Source organism: Nonomuraea sp. NPDC000554 (assembly GCF_040300065.1).
Taxonomy (GTDB): domain Bacteria; phylum Actinomycetota; class Actinomycetes; order Streptosporangiales; family Streptosporangiaceae; genus Nonomuraea.
The window spans coordinates 600604-620324 of sequence record NZ_JBEPDC010000001.1 but is presented as its reverse complement, the minus strand read 5'-3'; the positions used below and the strand labels follow the sequence as shown (position 1 = coordinate 620324).

At 71.7% G+C, this 19721-nt stretch carries 18 protein-coding genes; 13 read left to right on the top strand and 5 right to left on the bottom strand.

Annotated elements, in window-relative coordinates; genetic code table 11:
- Nucleotides 1-45: 45 nt before the first annotated feature.
- The gene (locus ABT294_RS03115; RefSeq protein WP_350803137.1) at nucleotides 46-1449 is read right to left on the bottom strand and encodes an extracellular solute-binding protein; all 1404 of its coding nucleotides are present in this window, start codon (nucleotides 1447-1449) and stop codon (nucleotides 46-48) included.
- A complete protein-coding gene (locus ABT294_RS03110) occupies nucleotides 1446-2753 on the bottom strand; it encodes a carbohydrate kinase family protein (protein ID WP_350803136.1) in 1308 nt (435 codons plus the stop codon). The genes ABT294_RS03115 and ABT294_RS03110 overlap by 4 nt, the downstream gene beginning before the upstream one ends.
- Nucleotides 2754-2885: 132 nt before the next feature.
- Between ABT294_RS03110 and ABT294_RS03105 the strand changes: the two genes are divergently transcribed.
- Together ABT294_RS03105 and ABT294_RS03100 are read left to right on the top strand one after the other, a co-directional pair.
- A complete protein-coding gene (locus ABT294_RS03105; RefSeq protein WP_350803135.1) occupies nucleotides 2886-3638 on the top strand; it encodes a DeoR/GlpR family DNA-binding transcription regulator in 753 nt (250 codons plus the stop codon).
- Nucleotides 3639-3722: 84 nt separating this feature from the next.
- Nucleotides 3723-5075 carry a 6-phospho-beta-glucosidase gene (locus ABT294_RS03100; protein ID WP_350803134.1) on the top strand — a complete coding sequence of 451 codons (1353 nt, stop codon included), beginning with the start codon at nucleotides 3723-3725 and terminating at the stop codon, nucleotides 5073-5075.
- 408 nt (nucleotides 5076-5483) lie between these two features.
- On the opposite strand, the gene ABT294_RS03095 is transcribed toward ABT294_RS03100, so the two are convergent.
- Both ABT294_RS03095 and ABT294_RS03090 read right to left on the bottom strand, forming a co-directional pair.
- Nucleotides 5484-6287 (bottom strand): NAD-dependent epimerase/dehydratase family protein, encoded by an 804-nt coding sequence (locus ABT294_RS03095; protein ID WP_350803133.1) that lies wholly within the window; start codon nucleotides 6285-6287, stop codon nucleotides 5484-5486.
- Between the two features lie 321 nt (nucleotides 6288-6608).
- Complete coding sequence (locus tag ABT294_RS03090) at nucleotides 6609-7226, bottom strand: hypothetical protein (protein ID WP_350803132.1); 618 nt, start codon at nucleotides 7224-7226, stop codon at nucleotides 6609-6611.
- Nucleotides 7227-7503: 277 nt separating this feature from the next.
- Here ABT294_RS03090 and ABT294_RS03085 point away from each other — a divergent pair, with 277 nt between their 5' ends.
- The 10 genes from ABT294_RS03085 to ABT294_RS03040 all read left to right on the top strand — a co-directional run bounded on the left by ABT294_RS03085 (nucleotide 7504) and on the right by ABT294_RS03040 (nucleotide 17902).
- Nucleotides 7504-8199 carry a TetR/AcrR family transcriptional regulator gene (locus tag ABT294_RS03085; protein WP_350803131.1) on the top strand — a complete coding sequence of 232 codons (696 nt, stop codon included), beginning with the start codon at nucleotides 7504-7506 and terminating at the stop codon, nucleotides 8197-8199.
- Complete coding sequence (locus ABT294_RS03080; protein ID WP_350803129.1) at nucleotides 8192-9112, top strand: ABC transporter ATP-binding protein; 921 nt, start codon at nucleotides 8192-8194, stop codon at nucleotides 9110-9112. Before ABT294_RS03085 ends, ABT294_RS03080 begins: the two co-directional genes overlap by 8 nt.
- Nucleotides 9109-10710 (top strand): ABC transporter permease, encoded by a 1602-nt coding sequence (locus ABT294_RS03075; protein ID WP_350803128.1) that lies wholly within the window; start codon nucleotides 9109-9111, stop codon nucleotides 10708-10710. The genes ABT294_RS03080 and ABT294_RS03075 overlap by 4 nt, the downstream gene beginning before the upstream one ends.
- A 43-nt stretch (nucleotides 10711-10753) precedes the next feature.
- Nucleotides 10754-11575: a class I SAM-dependent methyltransferase gene (locus ABT294_RS03070; protein WP_350803127.1), complete on the top strand. Its 822-nt coding sequence runs from the start codon at nucleotides 10754-10756 to the stop codon at nucleotides 11573-11575.
- Nucleotides 11576-11703: 128 nt separating this feature from the next.
- Nucleotides 11704-13224, top strand: coding sequence for a serine/threonine-protein kinase (locus ABT294_RS03065; RefSeq protein WP_350803126.1), 1521 nt, complete (start codon nucleotides 11704-11706; stop codon nucleotides 13222-13224).
- Between the two features lie 107 nt (nucleotides 13225-13331).
- Nucleotides 13332-14186 carry an alpha/beta fold hydrolase gene (locus tag ABT294_RS03060; RefSeq protein WP_350803124.1) on the top strand — a complete coding sequence of 285 codons (855 nt, stop codon included), beginning with the start codon at nucleotides 13332-13334 and terminating at the stop codon, nucleotides 14184-14186.
- A gap of 302 nt (nucleotides 14187-14488) precedes the next feature.
- On the top strand, nucleotides 14489-15022 hold the full coding sequence (locus tag ABT294_RS03055; RefSeq protein ID WP_350803123.1) for a toxin-antitoxin system HicB family antitoxin: 534 nt from the start codon (nucleotides 14489-14491) through the stop codon (nucleotides 15020-15022).
- A 133-nt stretch (nucleotides 15023-15155) separates the two neighbouring features.
- The gene (locus ABT294_RS03050; RefSeq protein ID WP_350803122.1) at nucleotides 15156-16007 is read left to right on the top strand and encodes a DUF4097 family beta strand repeat-containing protein; all 852 of its coding nucleotides are present in this window, start codon (nucleotides 15156-15158) and stop codon (nucleotides 16005-16007) included.
- 159 nt (nucleotides 16008-16166) lie between these two features.
- The gene (locus tag ABT294_RS03045) at nucleotides 16167-16922 is read left to right on the top strand and encodes a universal stress protein (protein ID WP_350803121.1); all 756 of its coding nucleotides are present in this window, start codon (nucleotides 16167-16169) and stop codon (nucleotides 16920-16922) included.
- Between the two features lie 65 nt (nucleotides 16923-16987).
- On the top strand, nucleotides 16988-17902 hold the full coding sequence (locus tag ABT294_RS03040) for a nitroreductase family protein (RefSeq protein ID WP_350803120.1): 915 nt from the start codon (nucleotides 16988-16990) through the stop codon (nucleotides 17900-17902).
- A gap of 61 nt (nucleotides 17903-17963) precedes the next feature.
- On the opposite strand, the gene ABT294_RS03035 is transcribed toward ABT294_RS03040, so the two are convergent.
- Nucleotides 17964-19043, bottom strand: coding sequence for a helix-turn-helix transcriptional regulator (locus ABT294_RS03035; protein WP_350803119.1), 1080 nt, complete (start codon nucleotides 19041-19043; stop codon nucleotides 17964-17966).
- Nucleotides 19044-19134: 91 nt separating this feature from the next.
- Here ABT294_RS03035 and ABT294_RS03030 point away from each other — a divergent pair, with 91 nt between their 5' ends.
- Nucleotides 19135-19533, top strand: coding sequence for a VOC family protein (locus ABT294_RS03030; RefSeq protein WP_350803118.1), 399 nt, complete (start codon nucleotides 19135-19137; stop codon nucleotides 19531-19533).
- The last annotated feature ends 188 nt before the right edge of the window (nucleotides 19534-19721 follow it).

Below are 19721 nucleotides of genomic sequence, written 5' to 3'. Positions count from 1 at the left end.
GGCCGCCCGGTGGCCCGGGGAAGCGTCGTGGCCATGCGCCCGCGGTCACCCGTTGCTCTCGGCGAAGGTCTTGTAGTCCTTCTCCAGCGTCGCCAGGAACTCCTGCGGGGTCGACTTCTTGGCCAGCAGGTCCTGCAGCGCCGCGCCGAGCGTGTCGGCGAACGTCGGGGTGGCGTAGTCGAGGTAGGGGACGAGGCCGTCGCTCTTGGTGGCCGTGCCGAAGGCCGTGAACACGTCCTGCTGCGGGCCCGCCTTCACGCTCTGCTCCGCCGTGTCGGCCACCGGCAGGTTGCCCGTGGTCGTGAGCACCTTCATGGCGTCGGCGTTGGTGATGAAGTCGATGTACGCCGCCGCCGCGTCGGGGTTGGGGCTCTTGGCCGTGATGGCGAACGGCAGGCCCGTGCCGCCGGTCGCGATGGGCGGGGCGTCGGCCGTGGCGCCCGGCGGGAGCATGAAGCCGAGGTCCTTGCCCAGCGCCTTGTCCAGGTCGGCGAGCAGCCAGGTGCCCGCGATCAGGAAGACACCCTGCCCCTTGCTGAACGCCTGCCAGGCCGGGTCGTAGCCCTGGCCGTTGAAGCCGTCGTTGAAGTAGCCCTTGTCGACCCAGCTGACGAGCTGCTCGGCGGCCTTGGTGTTCTCGGGCGTGGTCCACGAGGCGCCCTTGCGGCCGAACGCCAGCGTGCTGATCTGGTCGGCCGGGACGGCACGGCCCTGCACGGTGCCGAACACGTGGATGGCCGGCCACTTGTCGAGGTTGCCCAGTTGCATCGGCACCTCGCCGGCGGCCTTGGCCTTGTCCAGCGCGGCCTGGAACTCGTCCCAGGTCTTCGGCGGTTGCAGGCCGAGCTTCGTCAGCTTGGCGCGGTTGTAGTAGAGGCCGACGACCTCGCCCACCTGCGGCAGGCCGTACAGGTTGCCCTGGCCGAACACCTTGCCGTCGGCGCTGTACTGCGAGTAGCGCAGCACCGACTCCGGATAGCGCTTCTTCCACCCGTACGCCTCGGCGTAGGCGTCGAGCGGGCGGAGCTGGCCGGCCTTCACGAACGCGCCCATCGACGGCCGGCCGTTGTTGGCCTCCACCACGTCCGGAGGCTCGTTGCCGCTGAGCGCCAGGCGCAGCGTCGTGTTGAGGTCGTCGAAGGAGCGGGAGACCCGCTTGAGCTTGATGTTCGGGTACTTCGCCTCGAACGCGGCGTTGAGCTGCTTCATCTGGGCGGCCTGCCCGCCGCGTACCTCCTGGTCCCAGACCGTGAGGGTGACGTTGCCGAGGGCCGCGGCGTCGGTGCGCACCGCCGAGGCGCTCGGCTGCGCCGAGGACGCCGTGGGCGGGGCCGAGGACCCCGGCGCGCACGCGGTCGCGGCGAGGGCCACGGCACCGGCGGCCAGGACGGCCCGCGTCCGGACGCCACGAGGGTTCGGCGGCCGGTGCTCTCGCGTCGAGGCGATCATGGTGTTACTCCTTCTGAGCAGGCACGCGAGGCGTCCGGGTCCTCGGGCTGTGCCTCCGGTGGGGCGGCGGCCTCGGACGCGGCGGCGCGTGCTTGGTGCGGGGTGGCGCCTTCCGGCCCGCCGGACGTCTCGGCGGACTTTCTGGCCGGCGGCTTCTCGGATCTCTCGGTGGCCGACACCGGGAGGGCCACCTCCAGGTCGGCGTACCGGGCGATGGTGGCGGCCGCCCGGTGTACCGCGCCCACCGGGACGGTGGGGACCAGCCGGTCGAGGAAGGCGTACCGGCGGGCCAGCGAGTCGGCGTAGGCGCCGCCGTGACCACCCGCCTCCCGTACCTCGTGCCACCAGTCGGCGATGTCGCCCCAGCCGGGCGCGGCCAGCGACCCGCCGAACTGCTGCACGGCCAGCGCCGCGCAGAGCCCGGCGAACGCCAGCCGGTCGGCCAGCGGCCAGCGGCAGAGGGTGCCGAGCACGAAGCCCGCGCCGAAGACGTCCCCCGCGCCGGTCGGGTCGAGCGCCCGCACCCGTGGCGTGGGGACGTACGCCTCCTCGCCGGTCGCGGAGTCGATGGCCATGGCGCCGTTGGCCCCGTCGGTGACCACGGCGAGGGGCACCCGGTCGGCGATTGCGTACAGGGCGTCGCGCGGGGTGTCGGTGCCGGTGTAGCCCATGGCCTCGACCGCGTTGGGCATGAACGCGTGGCAGACCGAGAGCTGGTCGAGCAGGGCGGGCGACCAGGCGCCCGACGGGTCCCAGCCGACGTCCGCGAAGATGAGCGCGCCGTTGCGGCGGGCCAGCTCGGCCCAGCCGGACACGCCGGGCACGCCGAGCGGCTCCTCGGCGGAGAGCGACACGATCACCGCGCTGGAGCGCGGCGGGGTGCCGATCATCTCCGTCGCCGACATGGGAGCGGGATGTCCGTGGGTCACCATGCTGCGGTCGCGGTTGACCGCCATCGAGACCGTCACCGGCGAGTGCCAGTGCTCGAAGCGCCGTGACTTCGACAGGTCCACCGATTCCTGCTCCGCGAGCGTGCGCCAGCAGAAGTCGCCGTAGTCGTCGTCGCCGAACGCGGCGGCCAGCGAGGTGCGCAGGCCCAGCCGGCTGGTGGCGATGGCGAGGTTGGCGATGCCTCCCGGACATGAGCCCATGCCCTCGGCCCAGATTTCGGTGCCCGAGGCGGGCATCGCGGGCAGGCCGGTGAAGACGATGTCCAGGAAGACAGTGCCCGCTAAGAAGACGTCGAACTGCGGCCCCTCCGGGGTTCGCTGATCGGAGAGTGGGTCGTACGCCTGGCCAGACACGGTATTGCTTCCTCCTTGACAGGCCGAGATGTGCGCAATCTTGCACGTTTGCTCGCGCATATCAAGTGCTTTGCGCGGGTATTTGGTGCAAAAAGCTCGCTTGTGCTCGGAAATGACTGATAGGATCACACCGTGCTACAGCACCTCAGGCATGCGGAGATCATGCGCCGGGTCCGGCTCTCAGGTGCCACCAGCGTTCGCGACCTCGCCAGGCAACTCGGCGTGAGCCCGTCGACCATCCGCCGGGACCTTGAGGTGCTCGACCGCGACGGCACGCTGCGGCGTGTGCGTGGTGGCGCGCTCGTCGACGCCGACGACGACCTGACGTTCGCCGAAGTGGCCGCCGTCGACGAGCAGGACAAGGAGGCCGTGGCCGACCGCGCCGCGCAACTCGTCCAGGACGGCGACGTGATCCTGCTCGACATCGGCACGACGACGATGCGCCTGGCCCGCAGGCTTCGCGGCCGCCGCGTCACCGTGGTCACCTCCAGCCTCGCCGTCCTCGACGTGCTCCGTGCCGACCCGACGGTCGAACTGCTGCTGCTCGGCGGCATGGTCCGCCGCACCTACCATTCCCTGGTCGGGGTGCTGACCGAGGAGGCGCTGGGCCAGGTGTGCGCCGACCGCGTGTTCCTCGGCGCGAGCGGTGTCCGGCCGGACGGGCAGCTCGTCGACACCACGCTCGCCGAGGTGCCGCTGAAACGCGCCATGATCGCGGCTGCGGGGCAGGTGGTGCTGCTGGTCGACCGGCACAAGTTCCCCGGCACCGGCGCCCTGCGCGTGTGCGGCCCCGAGGACATCGACGTGATCGTCACGAACGAGGGCGCCGACGAGACGACGCTGCGCAACTGCGCGGCGGTGGGCGCCGAGGTGCTGCTCGCATGACGTGGGATTTCGTCCGCATGGGTTCGATCGTGCGCGCTCATGAGGCGTACGTGGTTCTGATGAGAGGCAGGTGAGGGGGCCGCGATGAAACTGGCCGTTCTCGGAGGCGGAGGCTTCCGGGTCCCGCTCGTGTACGGCGCGCTGCTGCGCGACACCGCGAAGCCGCGTGTGGAGGAGGTGATGCTCTACGACGTGTCGGCCGAGCGGCTGGACGCCATCCGGCACGTCCTGGACCAGCTCGCCGCCGGGCACGACCACCCACCCAGGGTGCTGACCACCACGGACCTCGACACCGCGCTGCGCGACGCCGACTTCGTCTTCTCGGCGATCCGCGTCGGAGGCCTGGCCGGGCGGACCGCCGACGAGCGGGTCGCGCTGGACCTCGGCCTCCTCGGCCAGGAGACCACCGGCCCTGGCGGCATCGCCTACGGGCTGCGCACCGTCCCGGAGGCCGTGCGCGTGGCCGAGCGGGTGGCCGCCCTCGCGCCCCGGGCCTGGGTCATCAACTTCACCAACCCGGCCGGCATGATCACTGAGGCGATGCGGACCGTGCTCGGCGACCGCGTGGTCGGCATCTGCGACTCGCCGATCGGGCTGATCCGGCGCGCCGCCGCCGCCCTGGGGCTGGAGCCGTCGCGCGTCTCGCCCGACTACGTCGGGCTCAACCACCTCGGCTGGCTGCGCGGCCTCACCTACCAGGGCCAGGACGTCCTGCCGGGCCTGCTCGCCGACGACGACGCGCTGCGGCAGGTCGAGGAGGCCCGGATCTTCGGCAGCGACTGGGTGCGGACCCTCGGCGCGCTGCCCAACGAGTATTTGTACTACTACTACTTCACCCGCGAGTCCGTCGCCGCGATCAACGGCGCCGAGCACACCCGCGGCGAGTCGCTGCTCGGCCAGCAGGACCGGTTCTACGCGGCGGTACGGGAGCGGCCCGAGCACGCCCTCACCGAGTGGGGCAGGGCGCGCAGGGAACGCGACGCGACCTACATGGCCGAGGCCCGCGACACCACCGACGCGGGTGCGCGCGACGCCGCCGACCTACAGGCCGGGGGGTACGAGGGCATCGCGCTCGCCCTCATGGCCGCCATCGCCCGCGGCGAGCCGTCCACCATGATCCTCAACGTCCGCAACGGGAGCGCGGTGGCGGGCCTGCCCGCGGACGCGGTCGTCGAGATCCCCTGCGCGGTCGACGGCTCCGGGGTCCGCCCCCTGGCCACCCGCCCGCTCCCCGGCCGCTTCCTCGGTCTCGTGCAGCAGGTCAAGGCGGTCGAACAGACGACCATCGCGGCCGCGCTGTCGGGCTCGTCCCGGCTGGCGGTCGAGGCGTTCGCGCTGCACCCCCTGGTGGACTCGGTCGGCACGGCGCACAAGCTGCTCGACGGCTACCGCGCCCGCATCCCCGAACTGGCCGCCGTCCTCCCCGGCTCCGCCTAGCACCCGGAGCCGCAACACTCCCACACCTCCATCGATCGGACCTCCGCCGCCAACCACCATCAGACCTGCCTCGGCCGGGGCAGCCCGTGCTGCCCCGGCGTGGCCGGAGGGGCAGCGCGCCACCCAGGGTCAGGACGAGCAGGGCGAACCAGTCGCCGAGCCTCGTGTAGAGGGTCGTCGCGCTCGGGGCCGGAAGGGTGCCGTGACCGCGACGAATTCGGCGTCCGTGGTGGCCGCCTCCGCCACGGTGCGGCCGTGCGGGTCGCTGATGACCACCTGCCCCGCTCGCGGGACCGGGCGATCGCGAGCCCGTTCTCCACGCCCCGCACGACGGCGACGGTCAGCTGATTGCCGGTCTGTCGGGGAGACGGGGCGGTGCGCACCTGGGCTGCTGGGGATCAGCGCAGGTCAGGGGCGGATGTGCTTCAGGGTGAACTCGGGCAGGGCGTACGGGCCGGCCTGCGGGGCTGAGGGGTCGGCGGGGACGTGGGCGCCGGCGATGCGGTCGGCGTACAGTTCGGCGTCGTCCACCGGCGTGTAGGCCAGTACCGACTCCTCGGGGAGTTCCCAGAAGCGGCGGGTGTTGCCGGAAACGGCGTACACCGTGGCGAAACGGGTGGACGGCGGCGCGGTGAGCGCCGCCCGGACGTAGCCGACGGCGTCGCGCGGGCTCAGCCAGGTCGCGAGGTGCCGGGGTTCGGTCGGGGCGTCCTCGAAACTGCCGATGCGCAGGCAGATCACGGAGAGGCCGAACTTGTCCGAGTACAGCTGTCCGAGAGCCTCGACGGCCACCTTGCTCACGCCGTACAGACCGTCGGGGCGCACGGGTTCCAGAGGCCCGGTGCGGTGGGCGTTGGGGTAGAAGCCGGTCACGCGGTTGCTGCTGGCCAGCACCACGCGGGCGGTTCCCGCGCGCCGGGCGACTTCCAGGACGTTGTGGGTGCCCAGCACGTTCGTGTCCACAAGGTCGGCAAGGGGGGCCTCGTCCGGCAGGCCGCCGAGGTGGAGGACGGCGTCCGTGCCGGAAAGGGGCGACTCCATGGCCGCCGCGTCCCGCAGGTCGACGACGTGGGTCTCCTCGTTCGTGGTCTCCGCTTGGAGAGGAACGTGGTCGAGCAGGACCAGCCGGTTCACCTCGCCTCGCAGCGCCCTCCGTACCACGGAGCCGATTCGTCCCGCCGCGCCGGTGATGGCCACCGCTCCCAGGCTCACTGTGCCGCCCCCCAAACCTTGACAATGCACTGATTCTGGCAGCAGCCCGTCCTCCACGTCGCACGAGGTGGGGGACGGGTCGGGGGCGACGGACGCTGTGGTGCCGGGACGGATCGGGGGCGACGGAGGTTGCGGCGCCGACGCCGCTCGCGCGTGGGGGCGTGCGCAGGCGGGCGGCGCCGTTTCGACATGGGGGCGTGCGCGTGCGGGCGGCGCCGTTTCGACATGGGGTGGTGCGCGTGCGGGCGGCGCCGCTTCGGCCGCGTTCGCCCGCCGGGTCGTTGTGCCGGGTTTCGGGAGGGAGGGTGAGCGCCTTCGGGGTCAGGTTCCGCAGATGGCGGTGACCGCGCCGGAGCCGGGGACCGCCTCCTCGCTGTTGTGATACGTGATGGACGCGCTGCTGCCCGACGTCGTACGCCTGATGATGGCGGCGCCGTTGGAGTGGAGCTCCACGACGTCGAGGACCTTCGGGAAGTTGGGCGGGCAGGTGGCGGTGATGGTCGCGTCACCGCTCGGCGGGATCATCGAGCGCTCCGTGAACGGGTGGACGGTGGGGCGGCCGTGGTCCACGCTGGAGCAGTTCACCGTCAGCCTGACCGTCACGATGACCGGGTGCTTCGCCGCCTCGGCGTACGTCTGCGAGTTGTGGAAGTTTACCCGCACCGACTGGCCGTCGAGCGTCGTGTAGATGTCGTCGTACTTCTGGAACACCGAGTCCGCCGGGTTCGGGTGACCCGAGCTGACCTCGGTGCTGAAGGCGTACGGCTCCGTCGAAGGGCACTTCGCTATCACGTGGCCGTAGGTCTGCGCGCTGAGCGCGGCGAAGTTCGAGACCTGGGTCGTCGTCTCGCCGGCGTCGGCGTGCGCCGGGACGGCGAGCGCCATGACGGCGGCGGTGGCGAGCAGGGCCGTCGCGGCTGCGCGGGTCGAGCTGAGCATGACTTTCTCCTCTGGAGTCGGCCGGGGGAGGCGGGCGCGGGCGCCCTCCGGCGTGCGTCGGGAAACAGGTGGTCCCGCTTGCGCCGATGACGTTAGGACGCCGTCCTTGGCGCCCACTTGGCAGCGGCTCGACGCCGCGTCCCGCCGACTTGAGGGCGACTTGTCGCAGTCGGGTCATATGCGCCAGGCACGGGGGCAGTGGACGGCTACTACACACATGTGTAGGCTGCTTTTCGCATGGGTAGTCTTCTGCACGCGTGGATAGGAGCTAGTGACAGTGACGACGTCCGGTCCCGACCCTGAGGACCTCACCGCTCGCGCCCGGATCAGGGACGCGGCGCTGCGGCACTTCGGCGAGCACGGGTTCGAGCGCACGACCATCAGGGGGATCGCCGACACCGCTGGCGTGTCCTCGGGCCTGGTACGCCACCACTTCGGCTCCAAGCAGGAGCTGCGCGAGGCGTGCGACGCCTACCTGACCAAGATGATCCGCAGGCTCAACGACCAGGTCCGGGCCGACATGACGCCCGACGACGTGAACTACATCGCCCTCAGCAGGGCCGCGTTGGGCCCGTACCAGCAGTACCTGGCGCGCGCCCTGGCCGAGGGATGGGCCGCGCCCGTGTTCGACGGGCTGGTCGAGATGGGCGAGCAGTGGCTCGAAGAGGTCGACGGGAAGCGTTCCGACCCTCCCTACGCCGACCGCAAGGTCAGGGCGGCGCTGGGCGTCGCGATGGCGCTGGGCGTCCAGATCCTCCACCGGCACCTGTCGCGGAACATGGGCGTCGACATGTCCAGCCCCGAGGGAGACCACCTGGTGGCCAGGGCCATGCTCGACATCTACTCCCACCCCATGATCAGCCCGGACGAAGCCGCCGCCATGCGGGACGCCCTCGACAAGGTCCGGGGCACATCACCACAAGCGGAACGCGTGATCGCGCTCCGCCGAGACGAGGAGCACGACCATGACTGACGCCATCTCGGTGGAAGGGTTAGTCAAGACCTTCGGTACCACCCGGGCCCTGGACGGCCTCGACCTCGTCGTCCGCACCGGCGAGGTGCACGGCTTCCTGGGGCCGAACGGCGCGGGAAAGAGCACCACGATCCGCGTCCTGCTGGGTCTGATGCGCGCGGACGCGGGCACCGCCCGGGTGCTCGGCGGCGACCCGTGGTCCGACGCGACCGCGCTGCACCGCCGCCTGGCCTACGTCCCCGGCGATGTCACGCTGTGGCCCAACCTGTCAGGTGGCGAGGCGATCGACCTGCTCGGCCGGCTGCGCGGCGGGCTCGACCAGAAGCGCCGCGCCGACCTGCTGGAGCGCTTCGACCTCGACCCCCGCAAGAAGGGCCGCGCCTACTCCAAGGGCAACCGGCAGAAGGTGGCGCTGGTCGCCGCGCTGGCGTCCGACACCGAACTGCTCATCCTCGACGAGCCGACCTCGGGCCTGGACCCGCTGATGGAGGAGGTGTTCCGCGAGGCCGTCCTGGAGGAGAAGCGCCGCGGCCGGACCGTGCTGCTGTCGAGCCACATCCTGTCCGAGGTCGAGGCGCTGTGCGACCGGATCACCATCATCCGCGGCGGCCGGGCCGTCGAGGCCGGCACCCTGGCCGACCTGCGCCACCTGACCCACACCGTCATCCAGGCCGAGCTGGCCGGGCCGGTGAACGGGCTGGCCGGCCTGCCGGGCGTGCACGACCTGCGCACCGAGGGCAGCCGGGTCCGCCTCGCCGTCGACGCCGCCGCGCTGGACGCGGTGCTGCGGCAGCTCACGGCGGTGGGCGTGCGCGGCCTCGTCAGCCAGCCGCCCACGCTGGAGGAGCTGTTCCTGCGGCACTACGACCGGGCCGGCGTGGGCACCGGACGGCACACGGAGGCGAAGCGATGACCGGCACCGGCAAGCTGATCCGCCTCGCGCTGCGGCGTGACCGCGCACTGCTCCCGCTGTGGGTCTTCCTCCCGTGGCTGTTCCCGCTGGCGTTCGTCGCAGCCTTCAACAGCGGGTACCCCACCGCACAGGCGCGCCAGGAGTACGCGGAGACGAGCATCCACAACACGGCCTTCACCGTGACGTACGGGGCACTGCACGGATCGAGCCTGGGCGAACTGGTCACCTGGCGCGCGGGCTTCATCCCGATCGTGGTCGGCCTGTGCAGCATGCTGACGGTCATCCGGCACACCCGCGCGGAGGAGGAGGCGGGCCGGCGCGAACTGATCGGCGCGACCGTGGTCTCCCGCCACGCGGGCCTGGCAGCCGTCCTGATCATGGCCGGTGGCGCGAGCCTGGCCCTCGGCCTGCTGTCGGCGCTGGGGCTGATCAGCCAGGGCCTGCCCGCCGCCGGCTCGCTGGCGTTCGGATCCGGGCTCGCTGCCGTCGGGTGCGTCTTCGCCGCGGTGGGGGCGGTGGTCGCCCAGCTCACCACCGGGGCGGGGAGCGCCCGCGGCATCGGGATCGTCGTCCTCGGCGCCGCGTTCCTGCTGCGCGGCATCGGCGATGTCAGCGGCAAGGCCGGCGGCGGGCTCGGCTGGGTGTCCTGGCTGTCGCCGATCGGCTGGGCCGGCCAGTTCCGGCCGTTCAGCGGCGAACGCTGGTGGGTCCTCGGGATCGCCGCCTGCGCGGTCGCCGCGCTCACCGCGGTGGCCGTCACCCTGTCCGGACGGCGGGACCTCGGCGGCGGCCTGTTCCACGACCGTCTCGGTCCTGCCGACGCCGCACCCGGACTGCGCACGCCTCTGGCGCTCGCATGGAGGCTGCACCGCGGGGCACTGGTCGGCAGGGTCGCCGGCTTCGCCCTGGTCGGATTCGCTCTGGGCAGCATCGCGGAGAGCCTCGGCGAAATGATGAACAACAGCACTCCGGCAGCGCGAGAGATCCTCGCCCGGATAGGCGGTCCTGGCACCGTCGTCGACCAGTTCCTCGTGGGCATGATGACCATGCTCGGCGTGGTCTCCGCCGGGCTCGCCATCCAGGCCGCGCTCCGACTGCGGGCGGAGGAGAGCGGCGGGCGCGTGGAATCCGTCCTGGCCACCGCGGTCGATCGGCTGCGGTGGGCGGGCGGCCACCTGACCTTCGCGCTGCTCGGCAGCACACTCGGACTGGTCGTGTTCGGAGCGGCGGTCGGACTGGCGTACGGGACGAGCACCGGTGACGTCAGCCGGCAACTGCCGCGCATGCTGGGCGCCGCTCTCGTCCAGCTGCCCGCGGTATGGGTGTTCGCCGGGGTCGCGTTCGCGCTGTTCGGCCTGCTGCCCCGCCTTTCCGCAGGCGCGTTCGCCGTACTCCTGGTGAGCACGCTGTTCGGTTGGGTCGGCGCGGAGCTGCAACTCAGCCAGTGGGTGATCGACCTGTCGGTGTTCGCCCATATCCCGCAGCTTCCCGGCGGTGAGGTCAGGGTGCTGCCGCTGGTCGTGCTGACGGCGATGGCGGTGGTGCTCATCGGGCTCGGCCTGGTGGGCCTGCGACGCCGTGACCTGCCGGTCGGCTGAGCCCGCACAACCTCACAGATGACGACCAGAACCAGGAGGGCTCATGGACAAGATCCCGGCCGACTTCACCGGCGTGCGGGCAACCGCGCTCCTCGAGTTGTACCTTCGATGGCTGGACAGCCGAGACCGGCGCCCCATCCTCCGCGATCCCTGGCCACAACGGGCCGTACAGCGCCTCGGCTTCGACTTCTCTCCGTTCAAGTCCATGGCCATCGCACGGTTCGCCGTGGCCGTCCGGTCACGCGTGATGGACGGGTGGGTCGCGAAGTATCTGGCGAACAACCCGGATGCGGTCGTTCTGGATCTCGGGTGCGGGCTCGACTTCAGGGTCTTCCGGATCGATCCGCCGCCTGGCCATCACTGGTACGACGTGGACTTCCCCGACGTCATCGAGGTAGCGCGGCAGCTCTACCCCGAACGCGCGGAACACAGCACCATCGGCGCGTCCGTCGTCGATCCGGGCTGGCTCGCGCAGATCCCGGGCGACAGACCCGTGGTGGTGGTGGCCGACGGCCTGTTCGGGTTTCTCAGCGAGGACGAGGCACGACAGGTCTTCCGGCAGATCATGGACCATTTCCCGCGAGGGGAGTTCGTCTTCAACAACATTTCGTCGTCGATCAAGAAACGACATGAGAAGCGACCGTCAGCGCTCTTCACGAAGTTCGGCATCGAAGAGAAATGGGCGCTCGACGACGCGCGGGGAGCCGAGAAGCTCGATGACCGCCTGCTCTTCGTGGACAAGGAGAACCAGTTGGACACGCCCCTGCTCGCGCGCACTCCGCTCTACTACCGGGCACTGTGCGCCCTGATCAGCATGGTTCCGTCCTGGAGAGAGAGCGGCTGGATACTCCGCTACCAGTTCTGACGTGGGCGCGTTCTGATCACAACACCCCTGGAAGGAGACAGCTGCCCCTTTCCTCGCCCAGCCGGCGCTTTCCTCCTTGCCGCGAACCGCGTGGTTCGCCCGCTTTCGATGGCTCTAGGCTGTGCGCTGTGACTCCCGGGCGGATGGTGATCGACGGCCGTTTCGAGCTGCTGGAGCAGCTGGGCAGCGGCGGCATGGGCACGGTGTGGCGCGCCTACGACCTCGCCCTCCAGCGCGAGGTGGCGCTGAAGGAGGTCCGCGCGTCCGGCCCGGAGGAGCAGGACCTGGGCAGGGCGCGGATGCTGCGCGAGCGGGTGCTGCGCGAGGCGCGCGCGCTGGCCCGGCTCGATCACCCCAACGTGGTGACCATCCACCACATCGTGGACGCGCCGAGCATGCCGCACCCGTGGATCGTCATGGAGCTGGTGCGTGGCCGCTCCCTCCAGGACCGCCTCGCCCGGGGGCTGCTGTCCCCGGTGGAGGCGGCACGGCTGGGGCGCGGGATCCTGGCCGCGCTGCGGACCGCCCACGCGGCGGGCATCTGCCACCGCGACGTGAAGCCCGCGAACGTCCTGCTGCGGCCGGACGGCAGCCCGGTGCTCACCGACTTCGGCATCGCGGCGCTGCACGACTCGCCCGGACTGACGGCCAACGGCGACGTGGTCGGCTCGCCCGAGTACATCGCGCCGGAGCGGCTGCGCGGTCAGGAGGGCAACCCCGCCTCGGACCTGTGGTCACTGGGCATGCTGCTGTACGTGGCGGTGGAGGGCCGCCACCCGATGCGCCGCGACACGCCCATCGCCACGCTCGCGGCCGTGCTCAACGGGCAGCTCCCGCCGCCCCGCCAGGCAGGCTCGTTGACGAACGTCCTCAGGGCGTTGCTGGTGCCGGACCCCGCCGCCCGCCCGGCTGCCGCGGAGCTCGACTGGATGCTGGCGCAGGCGTCCGGCCAGATCTCGCCCGCCGACACCACCGCCCCGGGGTCGCGTCCCGGCTCGCGCCGGGGTCGCGCGGTGACGATCGCCGGGGTGGCCGGGATCGGCGCGATCCTCACCACGGTCCTCATCCTCCTCCCCAAGGTCCAGGACGGCGCCGTCGCCAGGACGACCCCCGATCCTTCGACGCCCGCCACCGCGACCATGAAGCGCAAGACTCCCGCCACCGCGCCTCCCGCGACCTCCGAGACGGAGCCGGAGAGCCCCGAACCCGGGACGCTGCTGACTCCGAGCCGGATCAAGGACGTGATCGGCGTGCTGGAGAAGGAGGCGCGCGGCGCCCAGTTCGCCGACTTCACCGTGTACGACGACTACGCGGCCGCCAAGGTCCTCGTCCGCGGCGAGAAGAAGCTTTACGACACCCTCTCCTACCGCGACGGGCAGGTCAGCCGGGCGAAAGGAGCCACGCTGATGCCGGGCGAGGCCCCGGTCAAGCTGAGCTCGTTCAACTGGGACGCGCTCCCGGCGCTGCTGCGCACGGCGGACCGGAGACTCGGCGTCAAGAAGCCGACCAGCCACTACGTGACGGTGGAGGCCGCCTGGCCGTTCGCGGGCTACCAGCCGGTCCTGCTCGTCTACGTCGCCGACGACTACGGCGGCGGCTACCTCGCGGCGGACAGGAAGGGCAAGGTGCTGCGGCTGACGCCGCGGTAGGGCTACCGCGCGGCCCCGTCGAGGCGGATCACCTTCCCGTTGACTTCCCCCGCGGACCTGGGTACGGCAACATTCGTACGGCCGCCCAGCGAAGGATGGATGCCTCGATGCGACAACTGGTACGCCTCGACGACGTGGAGATCTGGTGCGAGGCCTTCGGCCGGGCCGGTGATCCGGCGGTGCTGCTGGTCATGGGCGTGGGAGCGTCCGGGGTGTCGTGGCCCGACGAGCTGTGCCAGGCACTGGCGGCGCCCGGCCGGTACGTCATCCGCTACGACCACCGCGACACCGGGCTCTCCAGCCGCGTCGACTTCGGCAGCCGGCCCTACACGCTCGCGGACATGGCGCGCGACGCGGTCGGCGTGCTCGACGCGCTGGACGTGCCCGCCGCCCACGTCGTCGGTGCCTCGATGGGCGGGATGGTCGCCCAGGAGATCGCGATCGGGTATCCCGAGCGGGTGCTGACGTTGACGTCCATGATCTCCACGCCCACGGTCAACCAGCAGGCGAACCCGACCGAGTTCGTCGCCGACCTGCCGCCGATGGACCTGTCCAGGCTCGCGCCGGTGTTCGCCGCCGCGCCGGACGGCGGCGACCCGGTGGCGGCAGCGCTGCGGCTGGCCAGGGCGGCGACCGGCAGCCGCGGCTTCCTGAACGAGGACGCCTTCCGCCGGCAGACCGAGCGCGCGCTCGCGCACGGCCCGGGAGGCGACGGCTCGCAGAATCACTCCCAGGCGATCTCGTCCTCCCGTGACCGGCGCGAGCTGCTGAAGGGCGTCTCCGCGCCCACCCTGGTGGTGCACGGCACCGAGGACCCCTTCTTCCCGTACCCGCACGGCGTGGCGACCGCGGAGGCGGTGCCCGGCGCCAGGCTGGTGACGATCGACGGCATGGGCCACGAACTGCCCCCGACCCCCGACCTGGTCGCCCTCATCGAGTCACAACTCGGCGCCCGCGCTTGACGGGACACGTTCCAACGACGCGGCGCCGCTCATGGGACGCGGGCGACGCTCGCCCGGCGAAGCGGCATCCCCCAACGAGGCGGGTGCCGTTCCGCGGACGCGCGCAGTGCTCGCCCGGCGAGGTGGCGTCGAACGCTGGAGGCGTGCACCGCCGCGGAGGCTCTCATTGTCGTGGTGGCGTCGTGACGACGTCACTACTGGATTCCGCGTGGATTGCGGGGCGTCGTCGGTGGTGCGGTGGGTTGAGGTTCGCGGGGAGACGGTCGGCCGGCGGTCGGCGGTCGCGGCGCCATAATGGCGTCATGGACCTCGCGCCCTACGTTGACTATCTCCGCCGTGAGCTCGCGGTCGCCGCCGACGCCGGTGGCCCCGACGCGCGCGCCCTTGCCGAGCGGCTGGCCGCGCCGCTGGAGTCGGCCGCCAGGCTGGCCCTGCTGGAGGCGCTGTCGGCCGCCGCGGACGAGATCACCCGCGATCTCGCGCCCGGCTCGGTCGACGTACGGCTTCGCGGACGCGACCCCGACTTCGTCGTCACCGCGCCGCCGGGCGGCCGGATGTTCGAGGAGGCGGCCGAGGGCGCACAGGCCGGTGTGCCCACCACCCGGCCTCCGGTCCAGTCCCCGCCGCCGGAGGCCGACGAGGGGGGCACGGCGCGGATCTCGCTGCGCGTCCCCGAGCATCTCAAGCCGCGCATCGACCAGGCGGCCGCCCAGGAGGGGCTGTCGGTCAACGCCTGGCTCGTCCGCGCCGTCTCCGCCGCGCTCGAAGGCGACGACCGCCGTTCCGGCCGCCGCGACTCGCAGATCGGCCGGCACCACACCGGCTGGGTCCGCTGACGCCATCGGGCCCACCGGTCCGTCACCTGTCACAGACCCACAGGTCCGTCACACAGCACGCGTCGGTCCCATCGGCCCGTCAGTTGTCACTCGTCCCGGCAGCCGTGACTGCCACCGCCAGGAGGGGAGCGTCATGCCGGCGTTCGACACGCCCGAGCCGATCGACGTCACCATCGACCTCGCCGTCGGCGACGTGCGCGTGTACGCGAGCGACCGCGCCGACACCGTCGTGGACGTGCGGCCGAGCGACCCCTCCAGCGACGCCGACGTCCGGGCCGCCGAGCAGACCAGGGTCGAGTACTCCCACGGCAGGCTGCTGGTGAAGGGGCCCAGGAAGCGGGACTGGTCGCTGTTCGGATGGGGAGGCTCGGTGGACGTGACGGTCGAGCTGCCGTCCGGGTCGGGGCTCGACGCGAAGAGCACGGGCGGCTTCCGCTCCGACGGCCGGCTCGGCGACTGCAGGCTCACCACCGCCTCCGGCGACATCTGGCTGGACGAAACCGGCAAACTGCGGCTGGACACGGCTTCCGGCGACATCTCGGTGTCCGGCACGTCCGGGCAGGCCGAGGTGACCACGGCCAACGGCGAGATCCGGATGGGCCGGATCGACGGCAGGGCGGTGCTCAGGACCGCCAACGGCGACATCACGCTGGGCGAGGTGACCGGCGACCTGCGGCTGAACACGTCCTCCGGCGACATCACCGTGGACCGGGCCCTCGCTGGGGTCGACGCCAGAACCGCGTACGGCAGCGTCCGGATCGGCGAGGTGGTGCGCGGCTCGGTCAGCCTCCAGACGGCCTATGGGGAGCTGGAGCTCGGGGTGCGCGAGGGCACCGCCGCCTGGCTGGACGTCCGCACGCTGTCCGGGACCGTCCGCAGTTCCCTGAACCCGAGCGACGGTCCGGCGCCCTCTGACGAGACCGTCGAGGTGCACGCCCGCACGGCCTACGGCGACATCGTGATCCGCCGCTCCGCCCGCCCCTGAGCACGCCACAGGCGTGGGCGCCGCCGTCGAGCCGGTGGGTCGACGGCCTGGACGGGTGAGGACCAAGGTCCCACCGGGGCAGGGCCGCTCGACCCTACGGGCCGGCTCCCGGCTGCTGGACGCTGGCATGGGACCCCCGACCGACAGGAGCGAGCTGACATGAACCGCGTCGTGGTCGGCTATGACGGTTCGGACTTCTCCATGCAGGCGCTCGACTGGGCGATGGACGAGGCCGAGTACCGGAAACTGCCGCTGACCGTCGCGCACGCCTGGCAGTGGCCGTACGGCGAGGCCGACGACGAGGCCAAGGCGCACCTGCGCAAGGCGGCCGAACACGTGCTGTGGCACGGCGCGGAGTGCGCCCGGTCCACCAGTTCGGTGGTGGACGTCGAGACGGACCTGTTCGAGGGGTCCGCCGCCCGGCGTCTGGTGTCGCTGTCCGACGGGGCGGCCCTGGTCGTCGTCGGTTCGCGCGGGCTGAGCACGCTGCCCAGGGCCGTCATGGGCTCGGTGGCGGAGTACGTCGCCGCGCACGCCGGCTGCCCGGTGATCGTGGTCCGGGGGCCGGGCCCGCTGCCCGCCCCGACCCGCCCGGGGCCGGTCGTGGTCGTCGACAGGGAACCGTCCGAGGCCGTTCTGGGGTTCGCGTTCGACGAGGCGGCCATGCGCCAGCTCGCCGTCGTCGCCGCCGGAGACCTCGCGGCCTGGCGGGCGGGCCACCCGGACATGGAGGTCAAGGCGGCCCTGGACCCGGGCCGGCAGGCGACGCTCATGGTGGTGGGACGCGGCGAGGACGGCCATCTCGGCGGCGCGGAGACGGTGCTGCAGCACGCGCCGTGCCCGGTCGCCGTCCTGGGGTCGCACCCCCGCGAGGCCGTCACCGAGGGCCGACGTCCTGCCAGGAGAGGACTTTAGACCCTCACGCCGACCCCTCCGCTCCTGTTCAGCTAGGACGTAAGAGCAGGTGGAGGGGGCCTAGCATGATCGTAAAGCAGCGTGCCGAAGCGGTACACGCTGCGCTGGAGGCGGCGCGTTCCGCGTCGTCGGTGCACGACGATCAGCCGTTGTCGTTCGACGTCGCAGGCGAGGAGATCGGTTTGTGCGCCGACGGCGACGGGGGGCAGCACGCGGACGATCCAGCCGGGAGAGAGCTGCTGATCAATTGCGGAGCGGCGCTGTTCAACATGCGGACCGCGCTGCTGGGTGAGGGGTACAGGCCGGTAGTGCGGGTCATGCCCGATCCGGACCGGCCGTCGTTGCTGGCCACGGTCGACGTGGGGACGGAGATGCCGGCCGACGCCCAGGCGCGGATGCTGGTCCAGGGGTACGAACCGCGGGCCATCCATCGGGTCGGGTTCACCGGGCTTCCCGTGCCCAGCGTCGTGATCCAGTCGCTGGCCAGGCACGCGGCCGGTGAGGGGGCCAAGCTGACCGTGATCGGCTCGCCCGATGCGGTGCGCGTCCTCGCCGTGCTGACCCAGGCCGCGCAGGCGGTGCAGGCTCAGGGCGGGGGACGGTTCGCGCTGGAGATGCTGCACTGGACCCGGCCCCTGGGGGCGTCCCACGCCAACGGCCACAGGCGCGACGAGCGGGACGGCCGGGCAGATGCCGGCGCGGGCGGTGAGACCGGGGTGGTGGCGCTGCTCAGCACCCCGCGCGACAGCCAGCAGGAGTGGATCGCGACCGGGCAGGCGTTGCAGAGCATCCTGCTGCGCGCGTCGGCCCGCGGGTTCAGCGCCGCGTTCCACAGCCAGGCTCTGGGGGTGCACTACCTGCGCGAGTTCCTGCGCCAGGAGCTGTGCTCGGGCGACTACCCGCAGATGATCATGCGGATCGGGGTCGCCTTCGACGACCAGCAGTCCGTCTGCCGCCCGCTGCCCGGCGTCCTGGACTGACAGGCGCCCGGACACGGCGGCCGGGCCGCGCACGGCGACCGACGAGCGGGAGATCGCCGCGCTACGGCAGACGATGGCGGCGGGCGAGCCGGTCGGCCCGATCGTCGTCCGGTACAACGCCCGCGAACCGGGTGAGCCGTTGCGCGAACTCCTGGACAAGGGTGCGCAGTTCGCTCGGTCTCTTCAGTACGAACGGGCAGTCGAGCGCGGCGATCAAGGGCGGGATCCAGTCCAGCCGCTCCGCGCGGATCCGGACGCGGAACCACTGGTCGGGCCGAGTCGGCTCGTCCGGGCCCTGGGACCGCATGCGGGTGGCAGTCGCTGGTTGGACTGCATCAAGGAGCGCGATTCCTTCGGGGAACTGCGACCGAATGTGCTCCAGCGTGCCCTGCACGAGGATCTCGACGTCGTGTGCCCACGGCGTCTCGGCGAGCGTGGTCAGCGTGTGCGCCGCGGCGTCGAAGTTCTCCGGCCGGACGAAGGAGCCAGGCAGCACGCGCAGGTGACCAACCCGGTCCACCCGGAAGGTCCGTACGTCTCCCCGCTCGGAATCCGCGCCGGTGACATACCAGCGGCCCGAGTGGGCCACGAGGCCGTAGGGGTGGATGACTCTCTGACTGGGTTCGCCGCGGCGGTTGCGGTACTCCATCGACACAGGGCGCCGGTCCGCGGCGGCTTCGGCGAGCATGAGCAGGACGTGCCCGCCGGGCCCGTCGGCGGTGCGGTCAGCCGGTGCGGTGAATCGTGTCGTCGCCAGCAGTGCGTCCAACCGCCGGTCGAGCGGTTTCGGCAGGACGCGGCGGAGCTTGGCGGCGGCGGTGTCAGCGGCGGTGTCAGGGGGCACGTCCGCCGTCGGGGCGAGTCCCGCCTTGTGCACGGTCATCAGGCCGAGCACAGTGGCCAGCGCCTCGTCCTCCGTCAGCATCAGCGGGGGCATCCGGTACCCGCGTGCCAGCCGGTAACCGCCGTAGCGCCCGCGCACCGACTCGACAGGCACGTCGAGGTCGACCAGATGATCGACGTAGCGGCGGACCGTGCGCGCGTCCACGCCCAGCCGCTCGGAGAGGCCGCCGACCGGATGGACGCCTCCCGCCTGAAGAATCTCGAGGAGGGCCAGCACGCGCGCGGTGGGACGACTCATACGACCAAGTCTCTCCCGGATACCGGGCGGATTCTGTCCTGTATCCGTCCTACGGTCTTTCACAAGACCCGACATAGTCCAGGGAGTCCCCATGCAGTTCGCTTCGATCCGCGTCATCACCGGCAACCTCGACCGCATGGTCGAGTTCTACGAGAGGGTGACAGGAGAGACCGCGAAGCGCTTCACCGACGACTTCGCCGAGATCCGCACAGCGGCCGGAACCCTCGCCCTCGCGAGCGTCCGCACGGTGCAGGCGCTCGCTGCCCAGGCACCGCGGCCGGCAGCCAACCGGAGTGTGATCATCGAGTTCCGCGTCGACGACGTCGACCGCGAGTACGAGAAGCTCCGCCCGTTCGACATCGAGTTCGTCAACGAACCCACAACCCAGCCCTGGGGCAACCGTTCCCTGCTGTTCAGGGACCCGGACGGCAACATGGTCAACTTCTTCACACCGGTCACCCCGGAGGCCATGAAGCGCTTCGAGCAGTAGCCGCCGTCGCCGGTCGTCCATCCGATACTGGGCCCCGCTCCAAGGCCCGATGGGATCCGAGGCGAGAGGCGGACGGGATCTCCCTGCGACTCCCGGGCAATCGTGATATCGAACCCCGGCTCCACAGCGCAAGAGCACCGCAACAGATCCCGCCCTGCGGGATGCGTCGTGAACACAGCCGACGAGGC

Coding starts and splice junctions, on each gene's coding strand:
- ABT294_RS03115 (WP_350803137.1), bottom strand. CDS start 1,449: ATGATCGCCTCGACGCGAGAGCACCGGCCGCCGAACCCTCGTGGCGTC.
- ABT294_RS03100 (WP_350803134.1), top strand. CDS start 3,723: ATGAAACTGGCCGTTCTCGGAGGCGGAGGCTTCCGGGTCCCGCTCGTG.
- ABT294_RS03090 (WP_350803132.1), bottom strand. CDS start 7,226: ATGCTCAGCTCGACCCGCGCAGCCGCGACGGCCCTGCTCGCCACCGCC.
- ABT294_RS03080 (WP_350803129.1), top strand. CDS start 8,192: ATGACTGACGCCATCTCGGTGGAAGGGTTAGTCAAGACCTTCGGTACC.
- ABT294_RS03075 (WP_350803128.1), top strand. CDS start 9,109: ATGACCGGCACCGGCAAGCTGATCCGCCTCGCGCTGCGGCGTGACCGC.
- ABT294_RS03070 (WP_350803127.1), top strand. CDS start 10,754: ATGGACAAGATCCCGGCCGACTTCACCGGCGTGCGGGCAACCGCGCTC.
- ABT294_RS03060 (WP_350803124.1), top strand. CDS start 13,332: ATGCGACAACTGGTACGCCTCGACGACGTGGAGATCTGGTGCGAGGCC.
- ABT294_RS03055 (WP_350803123.1), top strand. CDS start 14,489: ATGGACCTCGCGCCCTACGTTGACTATCTCCGCCGTGAGCTCGCGGTC.
- ABT294_RS03050 (WP_350803122.1), top strand. CDS start 15,156: ATGCCGGCGTTCGACACGCCCGAGCCGATCGACGTCACCATCGACCTC.
- ABT294_RS03045 (WP_350803121.1), top strand. CDS start 16,167: ATGAACCGCGTCGTGGTCGGCTATGACGGTTCGGACTTCTCCATGCAG.
- ABT294_RS03040 (WP_350803120.1), top strand. CDS start 16,988: ATGATCGTAAAGCAGCGTGCCGAAGCGGTACACGCTGCGCTGGAGGCG.
- ABT294_RS03035 (WP_350803119.1), bottom strand. CDS start 19,043: ATGAGTCGTCCCACCGCGCGCGTGCTGGCCCTCCTCGAGATTCTTCAG.
- ABT294_RS03030 (WP_350803118.1), top strand. CDS start 19,135: ATGCAGTTCGCTTCGATCCGCGTCATCACCGGCAACCTCGACCGCATG.